General features: G+C 35.3%; 20 protein-coding genes and 1 tRNA gene. 9 read left to right on the top strand and 12 right to left on the bottom strand.

Annotated elements, in window-relative coordinates; all coding sequences use genetic code 11:
* Positions 1–23: 23 nt before the first annotated feature.
* Positions 24–1,250, bottom strand: coding sequence for a tyrosine-type recombinase/integrase (locus BHE19_RS14145; RefSeq protein WP_070907640.1), 1,227 nt, complete (start codon positions 1,248–1,250; stop codon positions 24–26).
* A gap of 119 nt (positions 1,251–1,369) precedes the next feature.
* Positions 1,370–1,443: transfer RNA gene (locus tag BHE19_RS14140), tRNA-Met, on the bottom strand.
* A 155-nt stretch (positions 1,444–1,598) separates the two neighbouring features.
* On the opposite strand from BHE19_RS14140, the gene BHE19_RS14135 reads away from it, so the two are divergent.
* Positions 1,599–1,991 carry an START-like domain-containing protein gene (locus tag BHE19_RS14135; protein WP_017498093.1) on the top strand — a complete coding sequence of 131 codons (393 nt, stop codon included), beginning with the start codon at positions 1,599–1,601 and terminating at the stop codon, positions 1,989–1,991.
* A gap of 54 nt (positions 1,992–2,045) precedes the next feature.
* A complete protein-coding gene (locus BHE19_RS14130) occupies positions 2,046–2,885 on the top strand; it encodes an aminotransferase class IV (RefSeq protein ID WP_070907638.1) in 840 nt (279 codons plus the stop codon).
* Here BHE19_RS14130 and BHE19_RS14125 read toward each other — a convergent pair.
* The 6 genes from BHE19_RS14125 to BHE19_RS14100 all read right to left on the bottom strand — a co-directional run bounded on the left by BHE19_RS14125 (position 2,882) and on the right by BHE19_RS14100 (position 8,709).
* The gene (locus tag BHE19_RS14125) at positions 2,882–3,442 is read right to left on the bottom strand and encodes a YqgE/AlgH family protein (RefSeq protein WP_026110149.1); all 561 of its coding nucleotides are present in this window, start codon (positions 3,440–3,442) and stop codon (positions 2,882–2,884) included. The two genes, BHE19_RS14130 and BHE19_RS14125, sit on opposite strands and share 4 nt — an antisense overlap.
* A 128-nt stretch (positions 3,443–3,570) precedes the next feature.
* Positions 3,571–3,843, bottom strand: a complete 273-nt coding sequence (locus BHE19_RS14120; RefSeq protein WP_017498096.1) for an HU family DNA-binding protein — start codon at positions 3,841–3,843, stop codon at positions 3,571–3,573.
* Between the two features lie 179 nt (positions 3,844–4,022).
* Positions 4,023–4,970: a methionyl-tRNA formyltransferase gene (gene fmt, locus BHE19_RS14115; RefSeq protein WP_070907636.1), complete on the bottom strand. Its 948-nt coding sequence runs from the start codon at positions 4,968–4,970 to the stop codon at positions 4,023–4,025.
* A complete protein-coding gene (locus BHE19_RS14110; RefSeq protein ID WP_070907634.1) occupies positions 4,970–6,865 on the bottom strand; it encodes a RecQ family ATP-dependent DNA helicase in 1,896 nt (631 codons plus the stop codon). Before BHE19_RS14110 ends, fmt begins: the two co-directional genes overlap by 1 nt.
* A gap of 65 nt (positions 6,866–6,930) precedes the next feature.
* Positions 6,931–7,464 (bottom strand): AAA family ATPase, encoded by a 534-nt coding sequence (locus BHE19_RS14105; RefSeq protein WP_070907633.1) that lies wholly within the window; start codon positions 7,462–7,464, stop codon positions 6,931–6,933.
* Between the two features lie 333 nt (positions 7,465–7,797).
* Positions 7,798–8,709 carry a carboxylesterase family protein gene (locus tag BHE19_RS14100; RefSeq protein WP_070907951.1) on the bottom strand — a complete coding sequence of 304 codons (912 nt, stop codon included), beginning with the start codon at positions 8,707–8,709 and terminating at the stop codon, positions 7,798–7,800.
* 289 nt (positions 8,710–8,998) lie between these two features.
* On the opposite strand from BHE19_RS14100, the gene BHE19_RS14095 reads away from it, so the two are divergent.
* The 4 genes from BHE19_RS14095 to BHE19_RS14080 all read left to right on the top strand — a co-directional run bounded on the left by BHE19_RS14095 (position 8,999) and on the right by BHE19_RS14080 (position 12,391).
* Positions 8,999–9,295 carry a DUF493 family protein gene (locus BHE19_RS14095; protein WP_017498101.1) on the top strand — a complete coding sequence of 99 codons (297 nt, stop codon included), beginning with the start codon at positions 8,999–9,001 and terminating at the stop codon, positions 9,293–9,295.
* A gap of 3 nt (positions 9,296–9,298) precedes the next feature.
* Positions 9,299–10,021 (top strand): DUF4290 domain-containing protein, encoded by a 723-nt coding sequence (locus BHE19_RS14090; protein WP_017498102.1) that lies wholly within the window; start codon positions 9,299–9,301, stop codon positions 10,019–10,021.
* Between the two features lie 81 nt (positions 10,022–10,102).
* Positions 10,103–11,416 (top strand): UDP-N-acetylglucosamine 1-carboxyvinyltransferase, encoded by a 1,314-nt coding sequence (gene murA / locus BHE19_RS14085; RefSeq protein ID WP_017498103.1) that lies wholly within the window; start codon positions 10,103–10,105, stop codon positions 11,414–11,416.
* Positions 11,417–11,515: 99 nt separating this feature from the next.
* Positions 11,516–12,391, top strand: a complete 876-nt coding sequence (locus BHE19_RS14080) for a cation diffusion facilitator family transporter (RefSeq protein WP_070907630.1) — start codon at positions 11,516–11,518, stop codon at positions 12,389–12,391.
* 605 nt (positions 12,392–12,996) lie between these two features.
* Here BHE19_RS14080 and BHE19_RS14075 read toward each other — a convergent pair.
* The 3 genes from BHE19_RS14075 to BHE19_RS14065 form a co-directional block, all read right to left on the bottom strand.
* Entirely contained in the window at positions 12,997–15,486 is a 2,490-nt protein-coding gene (locus tag BHE19_RS14075) for a DUF5686 and carboxypeptidase regulatory-like domain-containing protein (RefSeq protein ID WP_070907628.1), read from the bottom strand.
* Positions 15,487–15,764: 278 nt separating this feature from the next.
* The gene (aroQ, locus tag BHE19_RS14070) at positions 15,765–16,178 is read right to left on the bottom strand and encodes a type II 3-dehydroquinate dehydratase (protein ID WP_070907627.1); all 414 of its coding nucleotides are present in this window, start codon (positions 16,176–16,178) and stop codon (positions 15,765–15,767) included.
* Positions 16,179–16,356: 178 nt separating this feature from the next.
* Complete coding sequence (locus BHE19_RS14065) at positions 16,357–16,917, bottom strand: porin family protein (RefSeq protein ID WP_017498107.1); 561 nt, start codon at positions 16,915–16,917, stop codon at positions 16,357–16,359.
* Between the two features lie 402 nt (positions 16,918–17,319).
* On the opposite strand from BHE19_RS14065, the gene BHE19_RS14060 reads away from it, so the two are divergent.
* The 3 genes from BHE19_RS14060 to BHE19_RS14050 all read left to right on the top strand — a co-directional run bounded on the left by BHE19_RS14060 (position 17,320) and on the right by BHE19_RS14050 (position 20,547).
* The gene (locus tag BHE19_RS14060; protein ID WP_070907626.1) at positions 17,320–17,898 is read left to right on the top strand and encodes a porin family protein; all 579 of its coding nucleotides are present in this window, start codon (positions 17,320–17,322) and stop codon (positions 17,896–17,898) included.
* Between the two features lie 79 nt (positions 17,899–17,977).
* Positions 17,978–18,874, top strand: coding sequence for a site-specific tyrosine recombinase XerD (gene xerD, locus BHE19_RS14055; RefSeq protein ID WP_017498109.1), 897 nt, complete (start codon positions 17,978–17,980; stop codon positions 18,872–18,874).
* 152 nt (positions 18,875–19,026) lie between these two features.
* Positions 19,027–20,547, top strand: a complete 1,521-nt coding sequence (locus tag BHE19_RS14050; RefSeq protein WP_070907625.1) for a PAS domain-containing sensor histidine kinase — start codon at positions 19,027–19,029, stop codon at positions 20,545–20,547.
* 79 nt (positions 20,548–20,626) lie between these two features.
* On the opposite strand, the gene rny is transcribed toward BHE19_RS14050, so the two are convergent.
* Positions 20,627–22,189, bottom strand: coding sequence for a ribonuclease Y (gene rny / locus BHE19_RS14045; RefSeq protein ID WP_017498111.1), 1,563 nt, complete (start codon positions 22,187–22,189; stop codon positions 20,627–20,629).
* Positions 22,190–22,266 lie beyond the last annotated feature (77 nt).

Here is a 22,266-nt window from a genome sequence, read left to right as displayed (position 1 = left end):
GCGATCAATAAGATCGCTTTTTTTTATGCAAATTTATTTTGTAGAGTTTTCAACCTTTCAAATTGTCGTTCTTCTTCTCCAACTGCATAGTGTTTTTGAACCATTGAAATAGTTTTGTGCCCAGCCATTCTTGCCGCATCTTCCAGAGAAAGAATGGCAGTTGTTTCGTCAAGGTTCAAATGTTTCAAAGCGTAAAAGTCTGCAGTTATTCCCAATTTGTCCTTTACATGAGTTTTCCAACGCCTATTAATTTGTTCTCGTCTGATTTTGTTTGGTCCAGGTTTTAAACCAACAGAAAAAACATAGTCAGATTTGTTTGCACCATATAAAGACTTAATCCAAAAACCTAAAGCTACATCTTTTATTATGCGGTTTACCCATTTATACTGTTTTCCTTTTTTTACGAATACCTGGTATTTTTGTTGGTCCAGTTTTACATCTTCAATTTTTAAATTTAGTAGTTCCGATATTCGGCCTCCGGAATGGAAGAACAAAATAGTAAATCTCCAAAAATCTGGGAAGTGTTCTTTTAAGTGATTATTTACTCGTACTCTTTCATCTTCAGAAAGTATATCCCGGGTCTTAGTTTCATGTACGCGTTTTTGAATTTGAAGAACAATGTCGTTTTCTACTGCTTCAAACTCGAGAAGTTCTTTAAATAGAGTTGAGAGGTATCCACGGTACTTATTGAATTTGTGGGCGGAGAAAGTTTCTTCAGTTTTCTCAAGATGATCTAAAGTGAACCGGATGTGTTTTCTTTTTACCTCACTAATTTTTAATTCATGGTACCGGAGCTGTTCCGCGGCAGGAATAAACTTGGCCAACATGTATTTTATATCCTTGAAAGTGCTTTCGGCAACTTTAATACTCTTATGTGCTAAGTCAAGAGCAATCAAAAAAGGAGTTTCCGGACAAATTTCAGTTAAAAACTTATCTTCTGTCGCCGGTTCAGGTTCCTGGTCAATCATGTATTTTTTAGTGATTGGGTTGTATCCTAAATCTTTGAAAAGTTTTGGAATTTCATCAATTAACAACTTGGCAGCTGCTTTTCGATCTTCTAAAGTTTTGAATTTGTTCAGTTTTTTTCTGAACGGGAAGCCTTTGGGGTATTTTTCTTTAAACAAAGGATCATAGTAAGTACATTGAACATACCATTGTTTGTTTAAGGAGGCCTTTGAGGTAGTTGTTAGCCAATTTTCTGGTGATACCCATACTTCAGTACAGGAGCATCCGTTCGGTAAAATTTTCATTGATTTGTAGTTTACATTGCCGTTTACATTGTCGTTTACTGTAACTACACATTTCGAAAGTGATTTGAAGAAGGCTTAAAACCCAAGTTGGGAGTGGGTTTTAAGCTATTTTCTTCTAGTAGCGAGGACGGGAGTTGAACCCGTGACCTCAGGGTTATGAATCCTGCGCTCTAACCAACTGAGCTACCTCGCCAAGACTGCAAGTAGAACCGTGTTCCTCATTGCGGGTGCAAAGATAGAAATAATATTAAAGCTTGCAAGCATAAAATGAAGAAAAAAAAATATTTTTAAAAATGTGTTGTTTTTGGACATATATTCTTATATTTCCAAAAAAATTAAAAGTAGCACATGGATCCAAAAATACGTTACGAAATCGAGTTTCCGATCAATTCTTCGCCGCAACTATTGTATCAATATATATCAACTCCGTCAGGATTATCAGAATGGTTTGCTGATAATGTAAATTCAAGAGGAGAATTTTTCACTTTTATCTGGAACGACTCACAGGAAAAAGCGCGTTTGGCTTCCAAAAAAACAGGTGAAAAAGTCAAATTCAAATGGGTGGATGAAAGCAGTAAAGACACCGAGTATTTTTTTGAATTGCACATTCTGGTTGATGAACTTACCAAAGACGTATCGTTAATGGTAGTAGATTTTGCTGATAAAGAAGAAGTAGGAGAAGCTAAACAATTGTGGGAGAATCAGATTTCAGATCTGAAACATCTTATCGGATCTGTTTAGTAAAATTCTATTTTATACCTTATATTTGCCCTGAACAAAATTCAGGGTTTTTTTATGATTAATTTTAACGGAAATATAGTAGCAGAAGAAGATAATATATTAACTCAAAACCGCGCATTTTTATACGGAGATGGTGTTTTTGAAACAGTAAAAATTATCAATAATAAAATCTTGTTCCTGGAAGATCATTATTTCAGATTAATGGCTTCTATGCGTGTGGTTCGAATGGAAATTCCGATGAATTTTACCATGGAATATTTTGAAGAGCAGATTTTAAGTCTGGTTCAGCAAAAAGGAATTTCAAAATCTGCCAGAGCCAGAATTACTGTTTTTAGAAAAGAGGGCGGACTTTATTTGCCTAAAACAAATGAGGTTTCGTATTTAATTCACGCAACAACACTTGAAGATGTTTTATATGCTTTAAATTCAGTTGAATACGAAGTAGATTTGTATAAGGATTTTTATGTGACTAAGCAATTGTTATCGTCTATCAAAACTACTAATAAGATGATAAACGTTACCGGAAGTATTTTTGCTCATGAAAATGGTTTGGCCAATTGTATTTTGCTTAACGATACTAAAAATGTAGTTGAGGTATTACAGGGGAATTTATTTATGGTTGTGGGTAAAAAACTTATAACTCCGCCAATTTCTGAAGGTTGCCTTAACGGTGTGATGCGCAAGCAGATTTTAGCTTTGGCTAAAAAAGTAGAGGGCATAGAAGTAGTGGAAGAAATAATTTCACCATTTGATCTTCAAAAAGCAGATGAATTATTTCTGACTAATGTGATCATGGGAATTCAGCCGATCACGAAATATCGAAAAAAAGACTTTACAAGTAATTTGGCTCATCTGTTATTACAAAAGCTGAATGAATCCATTTCTGAAAATTAATTCAGATATGGATTTTCAGGTGCATTTGACCAAATAAGATAGTCGCCTCCAAGTTCAATGATTTGCTCTTTCCAGAAATGGGTGGTTGATTTTCCGATAATTTTGTTTTTATAACTATTATCGGCAATGATCCAGGAGTTTCCCTGCATTTCATTCTCAAGCTGATTTTCATCCCAACCGGTATACCCTAAGAAAAAACGAATGTTATTTTTACTGATAGATCCGTTGTTTATTAAGTCTTTGGTCGATTCAAAATCACCTCCCCAATAAATTCCATTAGAAATCTCAACACTATTCGGGATTAACTCTGGAATATTGTGAATAAAATAAAGGTTGTCCTGTTCAACAGGACCTCCGTTATATATCTTGAAAGAGGCTTCAATCTCAGGAATCAGGTCATTAATAGTGTACTTTAAAGGTTTATTAATGATAAATCCTATTGATCCTTCTTTGTTATGGTCTGCTAATAAAATTACCGATCTATTAAATGATAAATCTCCAATTATAGAAGGCTCGGCAATAAGCAGGTGTCCTTTTTTTAATTTTTCTGAAATCATACGGCTACAATTTTTATTAAATTTAATCATAAAATTTCTAAAATCCCAAATAAAATCGTTGAAGCGCAAAAAAAAACCCTTCATAAGAAGGGTTTTGATTATATTATTAGTTTGGAGAACTTTCTTACTTAGTTCACCGCACCTTCTAATTCAGCACCAGCTTTGAATTTTACAACATTTTTCGCAGCGATTTGAATAGTTTTTCCTGTTTGCGGGTTTCTACCGTCTCTTGCAGCTCTAGCAGATACAGACCATGATCCAAAACCTACTAATGAAACTCTCCCACCTTTCTTTAGAGTAGCTCCTACGTTCCCTAAAAATGACTCTAAAGCTAATTTTGCCGCAGCTTTTGTGATTCCTGCATCAGCAGCGATAGCATCGATTAATTCTGATTTGTTCATAATATTAGTTATTAATTGTTGGTTAAAAAAAATTGTTAATACACAAATTTAGTAGGAAATCCGTTCCTTGCAAGTGTTTTCTTTATTTTTAGCAAAAATTGTTAATAACTTGCTTTTTTTGTTCATAAAGCAGAGCGTTAGTTGGTCAAAATCAGGTAGAAACCCCTGTTTTATTGACCTTAATAGACTTTGGCGCTTTCAGAAAAAGTTATTCCGTTTAGTAATTCTGCCACCTGCATTCTTTTTTTTCCGGGTAACTGTAAACTCAAAATTTGAATGTAACCGTCTTTAACTGCAACTTTGATTTCTTTTTTACTGCAAATCAGACTTCCGGCTTCTTGAGAATGTGTCTCAGGAAGTAGTTTTGCCTCATATATTTTGATGGTTTGTTCTTCTTCTTTATCTTTTAAGAAGCACCAGGATGCAGGATACGGACTTAAACCGCGAATGAGATTGTTGATTTCTGCACCTGATTTGGTCCAGTCAATTTTGCAGTTTTCCTTGTTTAATTTGTAAGCGGTTTTTATTTCGGCGGTGTCTTCCTGAATGGTAGTTTTTACATTTCCGCTTTCAATAACTTTTAAAGTATCAATAACAGTTTCACTTCCTAATAGCATAAGTCGGTCGTGTAATTGTCCGGCATTTTCTTCCGGCTCAATTGCAATTTCCGAATTCAGGATCATTGCTCCGGTATCAATTTTGTCATCGATAAAGAAGGTGGTGACTCCGGTTTTGGTTTCTCCGTTAATAATGGCCCAGTTAATTGGTGCAGCACCACGGTAATTTGGTAATAAGGAAGCGTGAAGGTTAAATGTTCCAAATTCCGGCATTTCCCAGACTACTTTTGGAAGCATTCTGAAGGCAACAACAATTTGTAAATTCGCATTCAAAGCTTTTAACTCCGCTAAAAAACTCTCGTCTTTTAAGTTTGTTGGCTGAAGTAACGTAAGGTTGTTTGCCAGTGCATATTCTTTTACTGCAGAGTATTTTATTTTTTGTCCGCGTCCTGCAGGTTTGTCTGCTGCAGTAATTACGCCCACGACATTGTAGTTGTTTTTAAGAATGGTGTCCAAAATGCCGACAGCAAATTCGGGAGTCCCCATGAAAATAATTCTCAATTTTTCCATTATGATTTTAAAGTGTATTTATTGTTCGCCAGTATGGTGATATGATTGTTTTCTAATAATTGCTGAAGTACCAAAATAATATCATTGGCATCCAGTTTGATTTGAGACTGAATTTCTCTAGAAGTCAAAGCGGTTGATTTTAACAAATACAGAATTTTATCAGCAATCGAATCGGCTTCAGTTATTTTTCCTTTCAGTGTAATGCAATAGGAACAAACGCCACAGTTTTCGTTGGTTTCTTCTCCAAAATAATCCAGAATCAATCTGTTTTTACAGGTTTTGTTTTCTTTTATATAATAGAGGACGGAAGAAAGCTGCTCTTTTTTGAGTTCATTCTGTTTTTCCAGATATTTAGAAACGCGATTTATAGTTAATTCGTCTTCACGTACTTCATTGAATAATACAGTTGAATCGTTGTTTTTGGCTTTGTATTCGATAATTTCTTTCTCTTTTAATTTTTCTAAAAGAGCTAAAACCTGTTCTTCTGTATGGTGTGATTTTTTTGCAATCAGCGAAAGATTAAAAGGAGTTTTAATGTCATAAACTCCGGGGTAAGTTCTTAGGATTGCTAATATAATTTCCTCGTCGTTTGGGTTGAGACTCATGTATCGAATTACCTCTTTGGATTCGATTATAAATTGTAAAGTAATTTTTTCTGAGAACTCCTGCGACAAAGTAATGATTCCCTGTTGGTTTAAAAACTGCAAGGCATTGTATGTTTTTAAAGTGGGAAAATCGTATTTGTTGCAAAAGTTATTTAGTTTAAAAGAAAAGGACTCGTCTAAACCTTCTCCGTACGCAATTTGAAAATAGTTACAGAGTTTTATATACATCGCTTTCAGAAACTTTTTATCGGGCAGAATGCTTAAAAACTGCTGTTCAGTCTGAGTGGCATCTGAATTATTAAAAAGCAATACTGAGAAAGCTTTTTCTCCGTTTCGTCCTGCTCTTCCGGATTCCTGATAATAGTTTTCTAAGTTTTCCGGTAGTTGTGTATGAATGACTGTTTTTACGTTGTCTTTGTCGATTCCCATTCCAAACGCATTGGTTGCTACAATAACCTGTGCTTGTTCCGACATCCAAAGCTGCATGTTTTTGTCTTTTTCTTTAGCTGAAAGTCCGCCATGGTAATAGGTTGCGGTAAAACCTAATGATTGTAATTGAGCGGAAAGGTTGATGCACGATTTTCGATTTCGTACATATATAATAGAAGGCTGCGGGTTTTTCTTTAAGATTTGTTCGGTGCGATACAACTTGTCTTCGACTTCAAAAACCATGTAGGCAATATTTTTTCTTTCAAAAGATTGCTGAAAAAGTACGGGGTCTTTTAATTCCAGTTCTGTTTTAATGTCTTCGATGACTCTGGGTGTTGCTGTTGCAGTTAAAGCTAAAAACGGAATCTTTGGAAAATATTTTTTAAGTTCTGAAATTTTCAGATAGGCAGGGCGAAAATCGTGTCCCCATTGCGAAACACAATGCGCTTCGTCGATTGCAATTAAATTAATCGGAAGGTTTTTAATGCGTTCCAGTATCCAGTCTGATTGCAGTCTTTCGGGAGAAAGGTATAAAAACTTGTAGTTTCCGTATTGGCAATTGTCAAGAAGATCTATGATTTCTTCGGTATGAATACCTCCGGTTAGTGCGATAGCTTTTATGTTGCGTTTCTGCAGGTTGGCAACCTGGTCTTTCATAAGAGCAACCAAAGGTGAAATGACTAAGCAAATGCCTTCCAGCATCATACTTGGAACCTGGAAACAAATCGATTTTCCTCCACCTGTTGGCAGTAGGGCAAAGGTATCCTGACCGTCCAAAACAGAGTCAATAATCTCCTTTTGCAACGGTCTGAAACTGTCGTGTTTCCAGTATTTTGAAAGAATTTCCTGCGCTTGTGGCATTGGTCGTGTTTTAAAGTTAAAAAATTTAGAAATCAGTTTCTAGTTTTGCAACTTTAAACGCCTGCCTAAATTTTATCTAAGATATAAAGAATTCTGTTTTCAACCGTATCTTTAGGTACTTCAATTAAGTTGTAGCCATATTTTTTATAGGTATCAACAAGATGTTTTTGGATTTTTTCGGCCTGCTCAAAATTTTCGTAGCGTTCGGTGTCGCTTTCGTAAATTTCTTCCCATGGCGGTAAAATGAAAGTTTTTGAATATTTATAATCCTCACAGGCTTGTACAAAACTCTCAGGATAATCATCATTAATGTAATCCATGTAAGCTGTTACATCAGGAATTCCACGATCTATAAAGACTACTTCATGCGGTTCTTCAACTGCGTCTTTGAATTGTTTAATTCGACCATTCAACAACATTTCACTAAATAATAAAGGTTGTTCAAGGAACAATTGTTCGATGCCTCTTTGCTGTGCTTCGAGTGTAACTTGTCTTGAAATTTCTGGGTAACAACAGTAGCCACGAGCTACCAATTCGTTGATTAGAGTAGATTTTCCCGTTCCCGGGCCACCAATGAGAACTATAATTTGTTTTTGCACTTTCTAAAAATAAAGCGCAAATTTACCTAAACTTATTGGTATTTAAAAAGATTATTTTGCCTTAACCAGATGATTTCGCAATTTAAAATAAATATAAGGTTCAGCTGTTTATTAAAATTCTTTTGTTTTTTGAATTTCAAGAAGCTCCGGAGGAGTGATATATTTATAGAAAATAAGAGGTTGCAGAAGGAGAGCCCCATCGGGGTGAAATAATTTTTGGCTGAGATATTATATTTAAATTTCAGGATTTTTTGAAAAACGAATATGTTTTAGAAACTATTGATAAGTCCCATCGGGACGAAATATTTATAGAACCCCATCGGGATGAAATAATTATTCACAAAATAAATAATTGCCGGAGTTTTTCTTTTGAGAAGGAATAATCAAATGCGATTCGATTTTTTTGCCTTTCAAAACGTTATTTACAAAATCCAGAACATATTGCTGTCCTTCATGAAATAAATATCCTGAAAATTCGTGCCCGCCTCCACAAAAAGTAATCAATTCTATATTTTTATGTAAGTCTTTCATGTGATTGTACACGGCATAAGATCCAAATAAAATCAGCCAACCGGAAGCATTTGTTAGGCAGGAGCGATGCGAGCCTGCATTGTAAGGGACTGTTTCGTCGTTGTTTCCGTGTGCTAACAGCATTGGGATGGCTTTTTCTTTGGTCATTAGATTAATGTCCATAATAGCACCCGAACCTCCAATGAAACCGGCATATTTGAAATCGGGAGATAAATTGTTTGGGTACAAATTCATCAGTTTGTAATCCCAGAACGAAGCGTGAAAGCCAATTTCGGCACCTGCACTGATTCCTGAAATAAAGAATTTTGAAGTGTCGAGATTGTATTGATCTGCATTTTTAACTAGAAATGAAGTGGCTTGCCACATATCACTAACGCCAATTTGAATTGCTTTTATCTTTTCGGTTAAAGCACCTTTGCATCCAAAATCTTTTCCTTTCATGTATAGGCTGTAGGAGATGCTGGCAACCGCGTAGCCGTTTTTCGCCATAAAAAGCCCAAAATCTTTTTCACTGGTTCGTTCTCCACCCGAAAACCCTCCTCCAAATGCGAATAAGATTAAAGACGTTTTTTTATTGGCTTTTTTCTGGGGCAGGTATAAATCTAAATCCAGTTTGAGTGTGTCGTTTTGGAAATAGGTTAAAGTTTTAATTTCCTGTGCGTGAATGTTGTGAAAAGTGAGAGTAGTAAAAAGTAAGATGATAATTTTTTTCATTGTGGTGTGGTTCAATCCCGTAATCCTGATAGCTATCGGGAACAAAGGTGTGAAGTTTTTCAAATATAAAAGTTTGCCACGAATTCCACTAATTTTCACTGATTTTTTTAGGTATTAACTTGTTTTAAAATGGTACAAAAACTAAAGTTTTTATCAGTATGTTTTATTTAGTAATAATTAGTGGAATTTGTGGTAAAAAAACAATCATTATTTCCTTCTGAAAAATCTAAAATCTAAAATCGAAAGTCTGAAATCAAAACCGTATATTTGCGTTTATTTTTAATTACGAATGGAGAACGATAAAGAAAAAAACACCGCTGAATTTTACGAAAGATTAAAAGTTGAGTTAGACAATTCAAATACCTGGCCAGCAGAATACTTGTATAAATTCATAGTACCTTCAGTAGACGATAATGTTGAGCGAGTTGAAAAAGCTTTTGACAGTATGGGAGCGGTTATCAAAACCACAAAATCTAAAACCGGTAAATTTACCAGTGTTTCGGTTGATGTTACCATGCATAGTGCTGACCAGGTGATTAGCAAATACAAAGAAGTTTCTACTATAGAAGGTATAGTTTCATTATAACTTATGAACGAAAAATATAAAAAAGAAAGTGCGAATGATGTTGTTTTTAATTTAGAATACAATTCTGAAAGACAACGATTAATCATTCCGGAATATGGTCGTCATTTGCAAAAACTGATTGATCAGGCTACTGCAATTGAAGATGCCGAAACACGCAACAAAGCTGCTAAGTACATTATTCAGGTAATGGGAAGTCTGAATCCGCATTTGCGTGATGTGCCGGATTTTCAGCATAAATTATGGGATCAGCTTTTTATTATGTCTGATTTCAAATTGAATGTTGATTCACCATACCCAATTCCGTCTCGCGATGTTTTGCAATTAAAACCAGATGCTTTACAGTATCCGCAGAATTTTCCAAAATACAGATTTTACGGAAACAATATCAAGTACATGATCGATGTTGCCAATAAATGGGAAGATGGCGAGATGAAAAATGCTTTGGTAATGGTGATTGCCAATCACATGAAAAAGTCGTATTTAAGCTGGAACAAGGATACCGTTAAAGACGATGTGATTTTTGAGCATCTGTATGAGTTGTCGGGAGGTAAAATCAATTTGCTTCAAAGTTCTGAAGAGCTTTTAAATACAACTGATTTATTGCGTACCAATAAGCGTATGTCGAATAAGATTACACCGGCAGGACAGCCAAAAATCCAAAATAATAAAAACAATAAAGGCTCGGGAAAACCGAAACCTTTTCAGAAAAATAATAATCAGAAGTAAAAAAGAGACTAAGATGCTAAGGGGCTAAGATATTAGCTTAGAACCTGAGAATCTCAGAACCTTAGAACCTAAAAAAGAAATATGGGAATTTTTAAAATCGAAGGAGGAACACCTTTAAAAGGAGAAATCACTCCGCAAGGAGCAAAAAATGAAGCATTACAAATTTTATGCGCCGTGCTTTTAACGGGGGATAAAGTGAGAATTAATAATATTCCCGATATTATTGACATCAATAAATTAATTACTTTATTGGGTAATTTAGGTGTTAAAATCCAACGAAATGAGCCGGGTTCGATTACGTTTCAGGCAGATGAGGTTAATGTAGGTTATTTGGAAACTGAAGCTTTCAAAAAAGAAGGTGGAGCTCTTCGTGGTTCTATTATGATTGTCGGACCGCTTTTGGCACGTTTTGGTAAAGGATATATTCCGAAGCCTGGAGGAGATAAAATTGGACGTCGTAGATTAGATACACACTTCGAAGGTTTCATTAATCTTGGAGCAAAATTCAGATACAACAGAGAAGATCATTTCTATGGAGTAGAATCTCCTGAGGAAGGTCTTACCGGAACAGATATGTTGCTTGATGAGGCATCAGTAACCGGAACAGCAAACATCGTCATGGCTGCTGTTTTGGCAAAAGGAACAACAACTGTTTACAATGCTGCATGTGAGCCTTACTTACAGCAGTTGTGTAAAATGTTAAACTCTATGGGAGCTAAAATTACCGGAGTAGGTTCAAACTTATTGACTATTGAAGGTGTTGAAAGCCTTGGTGGATGTGAGCACAGAATTCTTCCGGATATGATCGAAATTGGTTCATGGATTGGTCTTGCGGCGATGACAAAAAGCGAAATTACGATCAAAAATGTAAGCTGGGAAAATTTAGGTTTGATTCCAAACACCTTTAGAAAATTGGGAATTACCATTGAAAAACGCAATGACGATATTTACATTCCTGCTCATAAAGACGGGTACGAAGTAAAAACAGATATTGATGGTTCTATTTTAACTATTGCTGATGCACCATGGCCAGGATTTACTCCTGATTTATTGAGTATTGTTTTGGTTGTAGCAACACAAGCCAAAGGCGATGTTTTAATTCACCAGAAAATGTTTGAAAGCCGTTTGTTTTTCGTAGATAAATTAATCGATATGGGAGCAAAAATTATGTTGTGCGACCCGCACAGAGCGGTAGTTATGGGACATAATTTTGAGTCTCAATTGAAAGCAACAACCATGTCATCTCCTGATATTCGTGCAGGAATCTCATTGTTGATTGCCGCTCTTTCAGCAAAAGGAACTAGTACAATCCAAAATATCGAGCAAATTGACCGTGGTTACGAACGTATCGATGAGCGTTTGAGAGCAATTGGAGCAAAAATCGTGAGAGCGTAAACGTAGAAATATTTGCCACGAATTCGCGAGTTTAAACTAAGATTATAATTTTTTGTATAATTCGTGAATTCGTGGCTAAAAAAATATAAACGTAGTTAAATGACAGATGAACAAAAAGCTGTAAAAGCTACTTATTTCAGTATTGTAGGAAACACCTGCTTAGCCATTTTAAAAGGGCTGGCAGGTTTTTTTGGCAATTCATATGCCCTAATTGCCGATGCAATCGAATCGACAACCGATATATTTTCGTCATTTTTAGTTCTGTTCGGAATTAAGTATTCGAATAAACCGGCAGACGAGAATCATCCTTATGGTCACGGTCGCGCAGAACCTTTAATTACGTTTTTGGTGGTTGGTTTTCTGATTACTTCAGCGACTATTATCGGATATGAAAGTATTGCTAATATCCAGACTCCGCATGATTTACCAAAATCTTGGACACTTTATGTTTTGGGAGCTATTATCATATGGAAAGAATATTCGTTTCGTCTGGTAATGAAACGAAGCAAACAAACCAACAGCTCATCATTGGCGGCAGATGCCTGGCACCATCGTAGTGACGCGATCACTTCGGTAGCAGCGTTTACCGGAATTTCTATCGCCTTGATTATGGGGAAGGGGTATGAATCAGCAGATGATTGGGCGGCACTTTTTGCTGCTTTTTTTATCTTATACAACAGTTATAAAATTTTCAGACCGGCCTTAGGTGAAATTATGGACGAAAATCTGAACGATGATTTAGTAGAAGAAATTCGTGTAAAGGCTTTAACTGTTCCGGGTATTCTGGGTACCGAAAAATGTTTTATCCGTAAAGCAGGAATGCGATATCACGTAGACCTCCATGCCATAGTTTCGGCTAAAATTTCGGTGAAAGAAGGACATGAGCTATCACACAAACTACAAGATACTTTAAAAGAAAAAATTCCACAATTGGGCAATGTGTTGATTCATATTGAACCGGATGATTATCATTGAGGTGAAAGACTCTAAGCGGTTAAGGCTCTAAGATGCTAAGGAAAACTTAGAATCTTAGGACCTTAGTTTTTTAGTAGCTTTTGTTAATCATTTTGCTGAATTCTTCCTATAGAATAGGAGATGATTATATTGAGGTGACAGATTCTAAGTGGCTAAGATTCTAAGATGCTAAGAAAAAACTTAGAGTCTTAGGGGCTTAGTTTTTCAGTAGCTTTTACTAATCATTTTGCTGAATTCTTCCTATAGAATAGGAGATGATTATATTGAGGAAAAAGACTCTAAGTGGCTAAGGTTCTAAGATGCTAAGGGAAAAATTGGAGCCTTAGAGCCTTAGTTTTTCAGTAGCTTTTGCTAATTATTTTGCTGAATTCTTCCTATAGAATAGGAGATGATTATATTGAGGGGAAAGATTCTAAGTGGCTAAGGTTCTAAGATGCTAAGAAAAAACTTAGAGTCTTAGGGCCTTAGGGCCTTAGTTTTTCAGTAGCTTTTGCTAATCATTTTGCTGAATTCTTCCTTGAGGGGAAAGATTCTAAGTGGCTAAGGTTCTAAGATACTAAGAAAAAACTTAGAATCTTAGAACCTTAGTTTCTCAGTAACTTTTTCTAATCTAATACATTCAAAATCTTCAATCCAAAGACAACGCCATTTTGCTGAATGCCTCCCTGATAAGAATGAACATAATCTACTCTGAAGATTTTGAACTTCCCGAATCCTAAATTATCTAAACCAGCTGTAAACTCAGAATAAGGCTTTCTTTGTGGTATGGCCAACGAGTGAAAACCAATATTTAGAGTTGATTTTAAAAGATTTAGCAGCGGTATTTTATTCATAATATAGCCTTTGTCGTTGTGTTCCAGATGCATTTCAAAATAACTGTCATTAGTGCTGTTGGTGTAGTAAGGCATCAGGTTGAAAACGTTCAGGTAACGGCTGCTTGTGCCAATGTGCGTCTGGTTTCCGTTAAAATGTTTATAATCGACAAACGAAATGTTATCGGCATTAAAGAATTTGGCGGCTTTAAAACTCATTCCCAAAACACCTTTATTGCCTAAAGATAAATCGTAGAGAACTGCCGCTCCTATTTTTTCAAACTCATATTTCTTTTCGCTTGCTGCAAATGCTTTCTCAATATTTAAGAAGAGTGTTGGAAATTTGTCGTTTTTAAAATTATATCTCCCATCTGGTCTCGAAATGTATTTGTTTCCAAAGTTAATTCGGGCGCTTAAGGAGGTTTTAAACAAATGATGTTTTTCAAATGCAGGAGTGGTAAAGTCGTTTGGAGCTAATGGATTATTGGAAGAGTATAAGTCCTCTCTTTTAAAGAAAGAATAATCGGTGGTGTTAAAAAGCGGTTTTCGCTGCTCATAACCCAATTTTGCGTTGAGACTAACACCATTTAGCACATTTTGCGAATAGTTGATCTGTGCAAATTCTAAATTATACAGTTTCATGTAATTGTCTTTAAAAAATAAAGAACTTACAGAGTTGACCAACTTGGTTATAGGTTCGGCACTATTGAATTGTGCTACTTTAGTCCCTCCTGAGGCACTGATCGTAGCGTGATTTATAGTATTGAATTTATGGCTGAATTCTCCGGTAACCCTAAAGCGTTGATCTGAAAAACCATAATTAAAAGTGGTGCTTAACGAAGTCGTTTTACTTTCGTCTTCACTCCATTTCTTAAAAGAGAAACCGGAATCCAGATTAAATCCCTGAACGGTATTAAAACTTAGCGAAGCCAAATTCAACAATCCTTTATATTCGAAAGAATGTCTTTTGTAGGTGTTTTTATAGTCGTAGCCCATTAAGACATCCAGAACTTTAAATTTGTTGTTTTTGGCATCAACGGAGTCCGTATATTTTTGAGATTTTCTGATTATTTGCAGACTATCCTTTTTAGTGTAATCACTACTTTCTTCAATGGTTAGAGGAATTGGACGAATGTTGTTCCAGAAAGCATCATCCTTTTTATTTGCGTTGAGTTCGAAAGAGACAATTTCATTACCGAATGTTTTATTTTCAAATGAAGCAGGAAAGTCGTAATTGGAATATATATAAGCAAATTTTCCGGAGAATTTAATGCCAAAAAGGCCAGCAGTGAAATCTAAGGTTTGCGCATTTTTAATCCAGATTTTATTTTGTGTATTGTAGGTAAAATTTTGTTTTAGATTCATTACCTCCGTGAATTCGTTTTTCATGCGATAGCCTTTGATGTCCAAATCGATGGCGTAAATGGCAAAGCTGTCATCTACAATGTAAATGTAGCCTTCAAAAACAGGTTCTTTATCACGTTTTGGGATTACCTTGATTTTATATATCTGTTGTTTATTGTCGTCAAAAAAAGTGCCTTCGAGTTTGTATTTATAATAAGCGAAAGCATTGTCGGCAATAGGAGAAATGAGTTTGGTGTCGAAGTTTATCGTGTTTTCATAAAAATCATAAGTCGACCGTGAAGCAGTATTGTAGCTATATCCTCTATTGTTTCCTGAGATTTTAGAAGCAATAATGCGTTCTTTTAATTTGTTAGGTTTTTCAAAAGTAACCTTAGAAATGGTTTCTGATAAATACAAAATACCAGTTCCGGTAGAATCTAAATTCGATGCAAGATCGTCACCCAGATCTACTTTTTGTCCCAGAATTTTCTTCGGTAAGTCTTTTACCTTAAACATTCCTTTGGAGTAGAAATCGGCGATATATCGTGCAATTTTGTCGGAGTTGTCTTTTTTTGCTGCAATAGCACTTTTAATAATGGTGTTGGCAGGATTGTTTTTCGGATCAATTACCACCTCGTTTAAAGCAAAACTTTCCTCAGTCATTTTCACATCCGGCAGCGTCGTTTTTGCGTTAGCAGAAATGGTTATTTTTTGAGTTTTATATCCCAGATATTGAAAAACAATTTTGTTTTTGCCTGGCTCTTTTACGGTAAGCTGATATTTTCCCTGCTCATTAGAAGTAGTTCCGCTATAGGTGTTTTCTTCAAAGATGGATACAAAGGGCAATGGAGTCCCTTTTTCATCGGTTACAGTTCCTTTAATTTGGGCAAAATTTGAAATTGAAAAGAATAAAAAGGCAAGTAAAGTATAGTTTTTCATGAGAGTTGTATCTCTCACAAAAATAGAATAAGTTAAAAATGAGGCTATTAAAAATTTGTTAAATGTAAGATGTTAAATGTAAGATGTTAAGTGAGAAATGTGAGATGTGATCTGAAATGTTTTATTGGTTTAAGTTGTAAATCCTGGAACACTGCATTTGGTTACGTTTTAAGAATCAAAATAGTATCGGTAAAAATTAATCTGTTGCCTACAGCTCACATCCTGCAGTTTACATCTGACATTTCGCATCTGACATTTCACATCTGACGTTTTACGTCTCACAGAAAAGACTGAATGGCCAGTTCGTAGCTTTTTAGTCCGAAACCAAGGATAACACCTTTGGCATTTCCGGATAAATACGACTGATGTCTGAAACTCTCTCGGGCGTAAGTATTCGAAATATGTACTTCGATTACGGGAGTTGTAACAGCTTTCATGGCATCGCCCAATCCTATAGACGTGTGGGTATAGGCTCCGGCATTCAGAATAATTCCGTCAAAAGTAAAACCACATTCCTGAATTTTCCCAATCAATTCGCCTTCAATATTGCTTTGGTAATACGAAAGTTCAATGTTTGGAAATTTAGCCTGCAACGTTGCAAAATAATCTTCAAAAGTTTGACTTCCGTAAACTTCCGGTTCTCTTTTTCCTAAAAGATTCAAATTGGGTCCGTTGATAATGCAGATTTTCATGGATAGTAAGGTGTGATATGTGAAATGTAATATGTGAAATGTAAAACAATTGATAGTATCATTGAATTTTGACATTGACATTGTCATTGATTTTTGCCATTGCCACTGAACAGTTGTAAAAATAAAAAAACCGTTCCAATTAATAGAACGGTTTTGGTAAAAGTATGTGATATATTTTTTAGAACAAGAATCCGGCAGAGATCTGGAAAGTTGAGTTTTTAACATCAGCATTTTTAGAAGCTTCAGTTAATCCTAGACCATAACGACCTTGAACAAAAATGCTTTTAGTAAGTTTTACTCCTAATCCGGCATTAAGACCGAACTCAAAAGTTTGTGCATCTTTAACATCAAACTTATTCTTTTCACTCAATAAAAAGGAAGCCTGAGGACCTACTTCTAAGCTAAAAGTATCGTTTAAGTAAAACTTAGCCATTACAGGAATAGATAAGTAGCCTAATTCATTTTTAAATTCATTTACAGCATTTTTGTAAGTTGCTCCCTGAGTAGAATATAAAAGCTCCGGTTGAATAGCAAATTTGTCTAACAATTTAAGTTCTGCAACAACCCCTACGTGGTAGCTAGTGATTCCCTCTTTGTCAAATGCTACACCTTGAAGACCTGCGTCTCCGGTTTGGCTCGCAAAGTTAACCCCTGCCTTAACTCCAAATTGTACTAATTGTGCCTGAATTGTAGCTGAAGTTGCGATAAACAATACAGCTGCTAAAATTATCTTTTTCATAAAAGTGTTTTTAAAATTTGATTTTTTTAAATGTTATTTATTAGTCAAAACTACAGAATTAGGAATTTATTGTTTTATATTTTGGTTTAAATAATTACTAAATTTCCCATTTTTATTGATTTTAGGCCTGTAATTGGCTCTATTTAAGAAGTTTATTTGGGATCGGTTTTTTGAGATGTATTTATTATTTAGTCAGATTTATACTTCAAATTGTGTTTTTGAATTTTTTTATTTCGTAAGTTTATTTTGATATTATAGATTTGATATTGGGCTGTAATGAAGAAGAAAGGTCTGTTGATCGGGTGATAAAACAGTATTTACCAATTTATTAATTAGCATACAAGTTCTTTTTTAATAAGGTTATCTTTATATTTGTTTTGAATAACTCAAAAACAAATTGTAATGAAAAGAATAATTTTGGCTGCTATGGCAGTAATGGTATTTGGTTTTGCTAATGCACAAAAGACCAGATTCGGAGTAAAAGGAGGTCTTAATATTTCGACAGTAGTTGGAGGAGATGTTGAAGATACTAAAGCTCTTGTTGGTTTTCACGTTGGAGGTTTTGCAGAAATTCATGTGGTTCAAAGATTTTTTATTCAGCCGGAGCTTTTATTTTCTGCTCAGGGAACTAAAGTTGACGGTTCATTGAATGATACGGATATTAAGTTGAACTATTTGAACATTCCTGTAGTTGCTAAGTATTATATCATTGATAAAAAATTCAATGTTGAAGCGGGGCCACAGCTTGGTGTTTTGTTATCGGCTAAAGTAAATGGTAATAATATTAAAGATTTTACCAGATCGGTAGATCTTGGTTTTAACTTAGGAGCCGGATACAGTTTTACGGATAATCTTTCAGTAGGTCTTCGTTACACAATCGGATTATCTCCGCTTTCTGATAAAGATATTGATAATTCAGATGATTATTATGACAGTGCTAAAAACAGTAATCTTGCGTTATCTTTAGCATACAAATTCTAATTTTATCCAACAATAAAATTTGCAACCTTCCCTAATCCGGAAGGTTTTTTTATGCCTGAAAATGTTTTACTTTGTAGTTATGAATTGGAACCGTTACATAAAGGACTATCAGTCGTATTTGCGCATCGAGAGAGGTTTGTCTAAAAACACGATCGAAAACTATGGTTTTGACATTGAACGCTTGTGTCTTTTTCTGGAAACCAATAGTATAGAGATCTCTCCCATAAAAATTGATGACGAAACGGTTCAGCAGTTTATTTATGCGGTAGCTAAAGAAGTCAATCCACGATCACAGGCGAGAATTATTTCGGGCTTGAAAAGTTTTTTTAATTATCTGGTTTTTGAAGATTACAGAAACGACAACCCGATGGAACTGATCGAAACTCCTAAAACAGGGCGGAAATTGCCCGATACGCTGTCTTTAGATGAAATTGATTCTCTTATTGCGGCAATTGATTTGAGTACCAATGAAGGGGAACGGAATCGCGCTATGTTGGAAACTTTGTACGGTTGCGGACTTAGGGTCTCGGAATTGGTTTCTTTGAAAATTTCTGATTTGTTTTTTGAAGAAGGGTTCGTTAAAATTACCGGAAAAGGAAATAAAGAGCGTTTTGTTCCGGTGGGTAAATTTGCTCAGAAATACATTCAGATTTATCAGAAGGAGATTCGGGTGAATCTTAAAATTAAAAAAGGTTGTGAAGATACTTTATTTTTGAACAGGCGAGGAAATCAGCTTACACGCGCCATGATTTTTACCATTATAAAAGATCTCGCGGTAAAAATAAACCTCCATAAAAGTATCAGTCCGCATACATTAAGGCATTCTTTTGCCACTCATTTACTTGAAAATGGTGCCGACTTAAGATCAATTCAGTTGATGTTAGGGCACGAATCGATTACTACGACTGAAATTTATGTGCATTTAGACAGGAGTTTTTTGAAAGAGGTAATGTTATCTTTTCATCCACGGAAGTAATTTTTGAAGCCGGAAGTCGTTTTTAAATCAAAAAAGTGATATATTGTATAATATTTTGTGGTAATTAGGGAATAAAAGAGCCAATTTCAGCTTTTGTTTTTTACTATTGGGATCATTGTTTTAATATTTCAATCTACATAAATAAGTGATATATGGTTTTTGATTTATATGGAAATGAGAATTGCTTAGAGGTAAATAATTTTTATAAAAAATTGCTTGCCGAAATGCCGGACTTGCTGTTTCAGTTTGTTGTTGACAGCGAAAACAGGTATACTTTCCCTCTGGTCAGTAAATCAGCTGACGATATTTTTGAACTTAGTGTAAAAGAGTTTACCAATGATATTAAATTGGTAATTTACGACCGTATTTTTCCTCAGGATCGTGATCTGTTTTTTCAGTCTTTAGTCAAAGCACGTAAAGAAGCAAAGCCCTGGAATGTCGAATTTAGAGCTGTTTTACCCAAAAAAGGAATGCGATGGTTTAAGGTCTCTGCCAAAACAGAGCAGTCCGATGACGGGCGTGTTAGCTTTTTTGGACATGTTTCGGATATTACGGAACTAAAAGATAAGGAAGAAAAACTACGTATTTCTGAAGAGCGTTTTCAATTTGCTCTGGAGGCCTCTACTGCCGGAATCTGGGATTGGGATATGGTGACTAATAGGGTTTTCTATTCGTCATTGTCGTTAAAGATTTTGGAATTGGATTCTGCTGATATTTTCGATGATCCGGAACGTTGGGATAAGATTGTGCATCCCGAAGATCTTCCAAAGTACTATTCGGATATACAGGAGCATTTTGATAATAAGATCCCATATTACGAAAATTACCATCGCGTCATGACTTCAAGTGGTAATTATAAATGGATTCTGGATCGCGGAAAGGTTATTGAAAGGGATGAAAATGGAAAACCATTGCGTGTAATAGGGACACATACTGATGTTTCTTTGCAGAAAGAGAAGGAGTTGGAACTCTTAAAAACGATGAAATTGTACAGTGATCAAAATAGCCGATTGGTGAATTTTTCTCATATCGTTTCACATAATTTGAATACGCAGGCCGGAAATATAAAGTCGATCCTGGATTTTATTGACGCGGATGTTGACAAACAAACTGTAAACGAAATGTTGGAACATTTACGAACTGTTTCTAATGATCTGAACGATACGATTGCCAATTTAACCCAGATTGTAAAGACACAAAGCAATATCAATATTGCTGTGGCGCCATTAAAGCTTTCAGAATATATTGAGAAAACAATTTCAACCATTAGAGGGTACGACAAGCATAAGAAAGTCACAATTGTAAATAATGTTCCAAGGTATTTGACAATTAATTTTAATCCCGCTTATCTGGAAAGTGTTTTGCTGAATTTTACAACAAATGCTATAAAGTATGCGCATCCGGACAGAGACCCTGTTATTGTTTTTGATTTTTCAATCGAACCGGACGGCTACAAGTCATTAAAAATTACAGATAATGGTTTGGGAATTGATTTGGCGGTGTACGGTGATTTATTATTCGGGATGTATAAAACTTTTCACAAAAATCAAGAGGCAAGGGGAATTGGGCTCTATATTACCAGAAATCAAATTGAGGCAATGAAAGGAAGTATTTCGGTAGAAAGTACAGTGGGAGTAGGAACGAGTTTTAAAATTATCTTTAACGATATTTAAAAGGATCAAATTGGTATAAAAAATAAAGGCTATCTGTTTTAGAAGATAGCCTTTATTTTTTATGAATAATATATAGAGATTACTTTGCAATATTAACCGCTCTGGTTTCTCTAATTACAGTAACTTTTACCTGCCCCGGATAAGTCATTTCAGTCTGGATTTTTTGTGAAATCTCAAAAGATAAATTCGCAGCATTGTCATCAGAAACTTTTTCGCTTTCTACAATTACGCGAAGTTCTCTACCGGCCTGGATTGCGTATGCATTTTTCACACCGCTAAATCCGTAAGCTACTTCTTCAAGGTCTTTCAAACGCTGAATGTATGAATCTAAAACCTGACGTCTCGCTCCTGGTCGTGCGCCTGAAATAGCATCACATACCTGAACAATCGGAGAAAGTAATGATTTCATTTCGATCTCGTCGTGGTGAGCTCCAATAGCGTTGCAAACTTCTTCTTTTTCACCATATTTCTCTGCCCACTGCATACCTAATAAGGCGTGAGGTAAATCACTTTCAGTATCCGGAACTTTACCAATATCGTGAAGTAAACCAGCTCTTTTAGCTAGTTTTACATTTAAGCCTAATTCGGCAGCCATGATACCACAAAGTTTAGAAACTTCTCTCGAGTGCTGTAATAAGTTTTGTCCGTAAGAAGAACGGTATTTCATTCTACCTACAACTTTAATCAATTCAGGATGTAAACCGTGAATTCCTAAGTCGATAACAGTACGTTTACCAACTTCGATAATCTCGTCGTCAATTTGTTTCGCTGTTTTAGCAACTACTTCTTCAATTCTTGCAGGGTGAATACGTCCGTCTGTTACTAGTTTATGCAAAGATAAACGAGCAATTTCTCTACGAACAGGGTCGAAACAAGAAAGAATGATTGCTTCAGGTGTGTCGTCAACAATGATTTCAACTCCCGTTGCGGCTTCAAGAGCTCTAATGTTACGTCCCTCACGTCCAATGATTCTACCTTTTACATCATCAGATTCAATGTTGAATACTGAAACGCAATTTTCAACTGCTTCCTCAGTTCCAACTCTCTGGATCGTATTGATGATGATTTTCTTCGCTTCTTGCTGAGCAGTAAGTTTTGCTTCTTCGATAGTGTCCTGAATGTGAGACATCGCTTTGCTTTTAGCTTCGGCTTTTAATCCTTCTACTAATTGCTCTTTTGCTTCTTCGGCAGAAAGTCCTGAGATTACTTCAAGCTGCTGCAATTGACTTTTGTGTAATTTGTCAACTTCAGTTTGTTTTTTGTCTAAAACTTCAATTTTGTTATTGTATTCCTGTGTTTTAGATTCAAACTCGTCGTTTACTTTTTTGGCCTTCGAAAGTTCGTTAGAAACTTGTGATTCTTTATCGCGTACTCTTTTTTCTACCTCTGCTACTTTTTTATCTCTTGCTAAAATAACTTGTTCGTGCTCTGATTTTAGTTCGATAAAACGTTCTTTTGCCTGAAGGATTTTATCTTTCTTAATATTTTCGGCTTCTAAATTAGCATCTTTTAGAATGGAAGCTGCTTCTTTTTTAGCGTTTTTGATGAGGTTAGAAATATTGCTTTTTTCGATGATTTTAGCAATTGCAAAACCTGCTGCAATTCCTATAACGCCTGAAATAATGATCGTTATTATGTCCATGTTTGTTAAAATTTATATATAAAAAAAGCCTACATTAATTGCTTGAATAAACTCGTAAAGACAAGTTTTGAGCTAAC

The organism is Flavobacterium tructae (genome assembly GCF_001853485.1).
GTDB classification, from domain to species: domain Bacteria; phylum Bacteroidota; class Bacteroidia; order Flavobacteriales; family Flavobacteriaceae; genus Flavobacterium; species Flavobacterium tructae.
This window is presented reverse-complemented; position numbering and strand designations above follow the sequence as displayed.

Excerpts from the sequence above, each read along its gene's own strand:
- BHE19_RS14145 (WP_070907640.1), bottom strand. The coding sequence starts at position 1,250 with ATGAAAATTTTACCGAACGGATGCTCCTGTACTGAAGTATGGGTATCA.
- BHE19_RS14135 (WP_017498093.1), top strand. The coding sequence starts at position 1,599 with ATGGATCCAAAAATACGTTACGAAATCGAGTTTCCGATCAATTCTTCG.
- BHE19_RS14130 (WP_070907638.1), top strand. The coding sequence starts at position 2,046 with ATGATTAATTTTAACGGAAATATAGTAGCAGAAGAAGATAATATATTA.
- BHE19_RS14125 (WP_026110149.1), bottom strand. The coding sequence starts at position 3,442 with ATGATTTCAGAAAAATTAAAAAAAGGACACCTGCTTATTGCCGAGCCT.
- BHE19_RS14120 (WP_017498096.1), bottom strand. The coding sequence starts at position 3,843 with ATGAACAAATCAGAATTAATCGATGCTATCGCTGCTGATGCAGGAATC.
- fmt (WP_070907636.1), bottom strand. The coding sequence starts at position 4,970 with ATGGAAAAATTGAGAATTATTTTCATGGGGACTCCCGAATTTGCTGTC.
- BHE19_RS14110 (WP_070907634.1), bottom strand. The coding sequence starts at position 6,865 with ATGCCACAAGCGCAGGAAATTCTTTCAAAATACTGGAAACACGACAGT.
- BHE19_RS14100 (WP_070907951.1), bottom strand. The coding sequence starts at position 8,709 with ATGAAAAAAATTATCATCTTACTTTTTACTACTCTCACTTTTCACAAC.
- BHE19_RS14095 (WP_017498101.1), top strand. The coding sequence starts at position 8,999 with ATGGAGAACGATAAAGAAAAAAACACCGCTGAATTTTACGAAAGATTA.
- BHE19_RS14090 (WP_017498102.1), top strand. The coding sequence starts at position 9,299 with ATGAACGAAAAATATAAAAAAGAAAGTGCGAATGATGTTGTTTTTAAT.
- murA (WP_017498103.1), top strand. The coding sequence starts at position 10,103 with ATGGGAATTTTTAAAATCGAAGGAGGAACACCTTTAAAAGGAGAAATC.
- BHE19_RS14080 (WP_070907630.1), top strand. The coding sequence starts at position 11,516 with ATGACAGATGAACAAAAAGCTGTAAAAGCTACTTATTTCAGTATTGTA.
- BHE19_RS14075 (WP_070907628.1), bottom strand. The coding sequence starts at position 15,486 with ATGAAAAACTATACTTTACTTGCCTTTTTATTCTTTTCAATTTCAAAT.
- aroQ (WP_070907627.1), bottom strand. The coding sequence starts at position 16,178 with ATGAAAATCTGCATTATCAACGGACCCAATTTGAATCTTTTAGGAAAA.
- BHE19_RS14065 (WP_017498107.1), bottom strand. The coding sequence starts at position 16,917 with ATGAAAAAGATAATTTTAGCAGCTGTATTGTTTATCGCAACTTCAGCT.
- BHE19_RS14060 (WP_070907626.1), top strand. The coding sequence starts at position 17,320 with ATGAAAAGAATAATTTTGGCTGCTATGGCAGTAATGGTATTTGGTTTT.
- xerD (WP_017498109.1), top strand. The coding sequence starts at position 17,978 with ATGAATTGGAACCGTTACATAAAGGACTATCAGTCGTATTTGCGCATC.
- BHE19_RS14050 (WP_070907625.1), top strand. The coding sequence starts at position 19,027 with ATGGTTTTTGATTTATATGGAAATGAGAATTGCTTAGAGGTAAATAAT.
- rny (WP_017498111.1), bottom strand. The coding sequence starts at position 22,189 with ATGGACATAATAACGATCATTATTTCAGGCGTTATAGGAATTGCAGCA.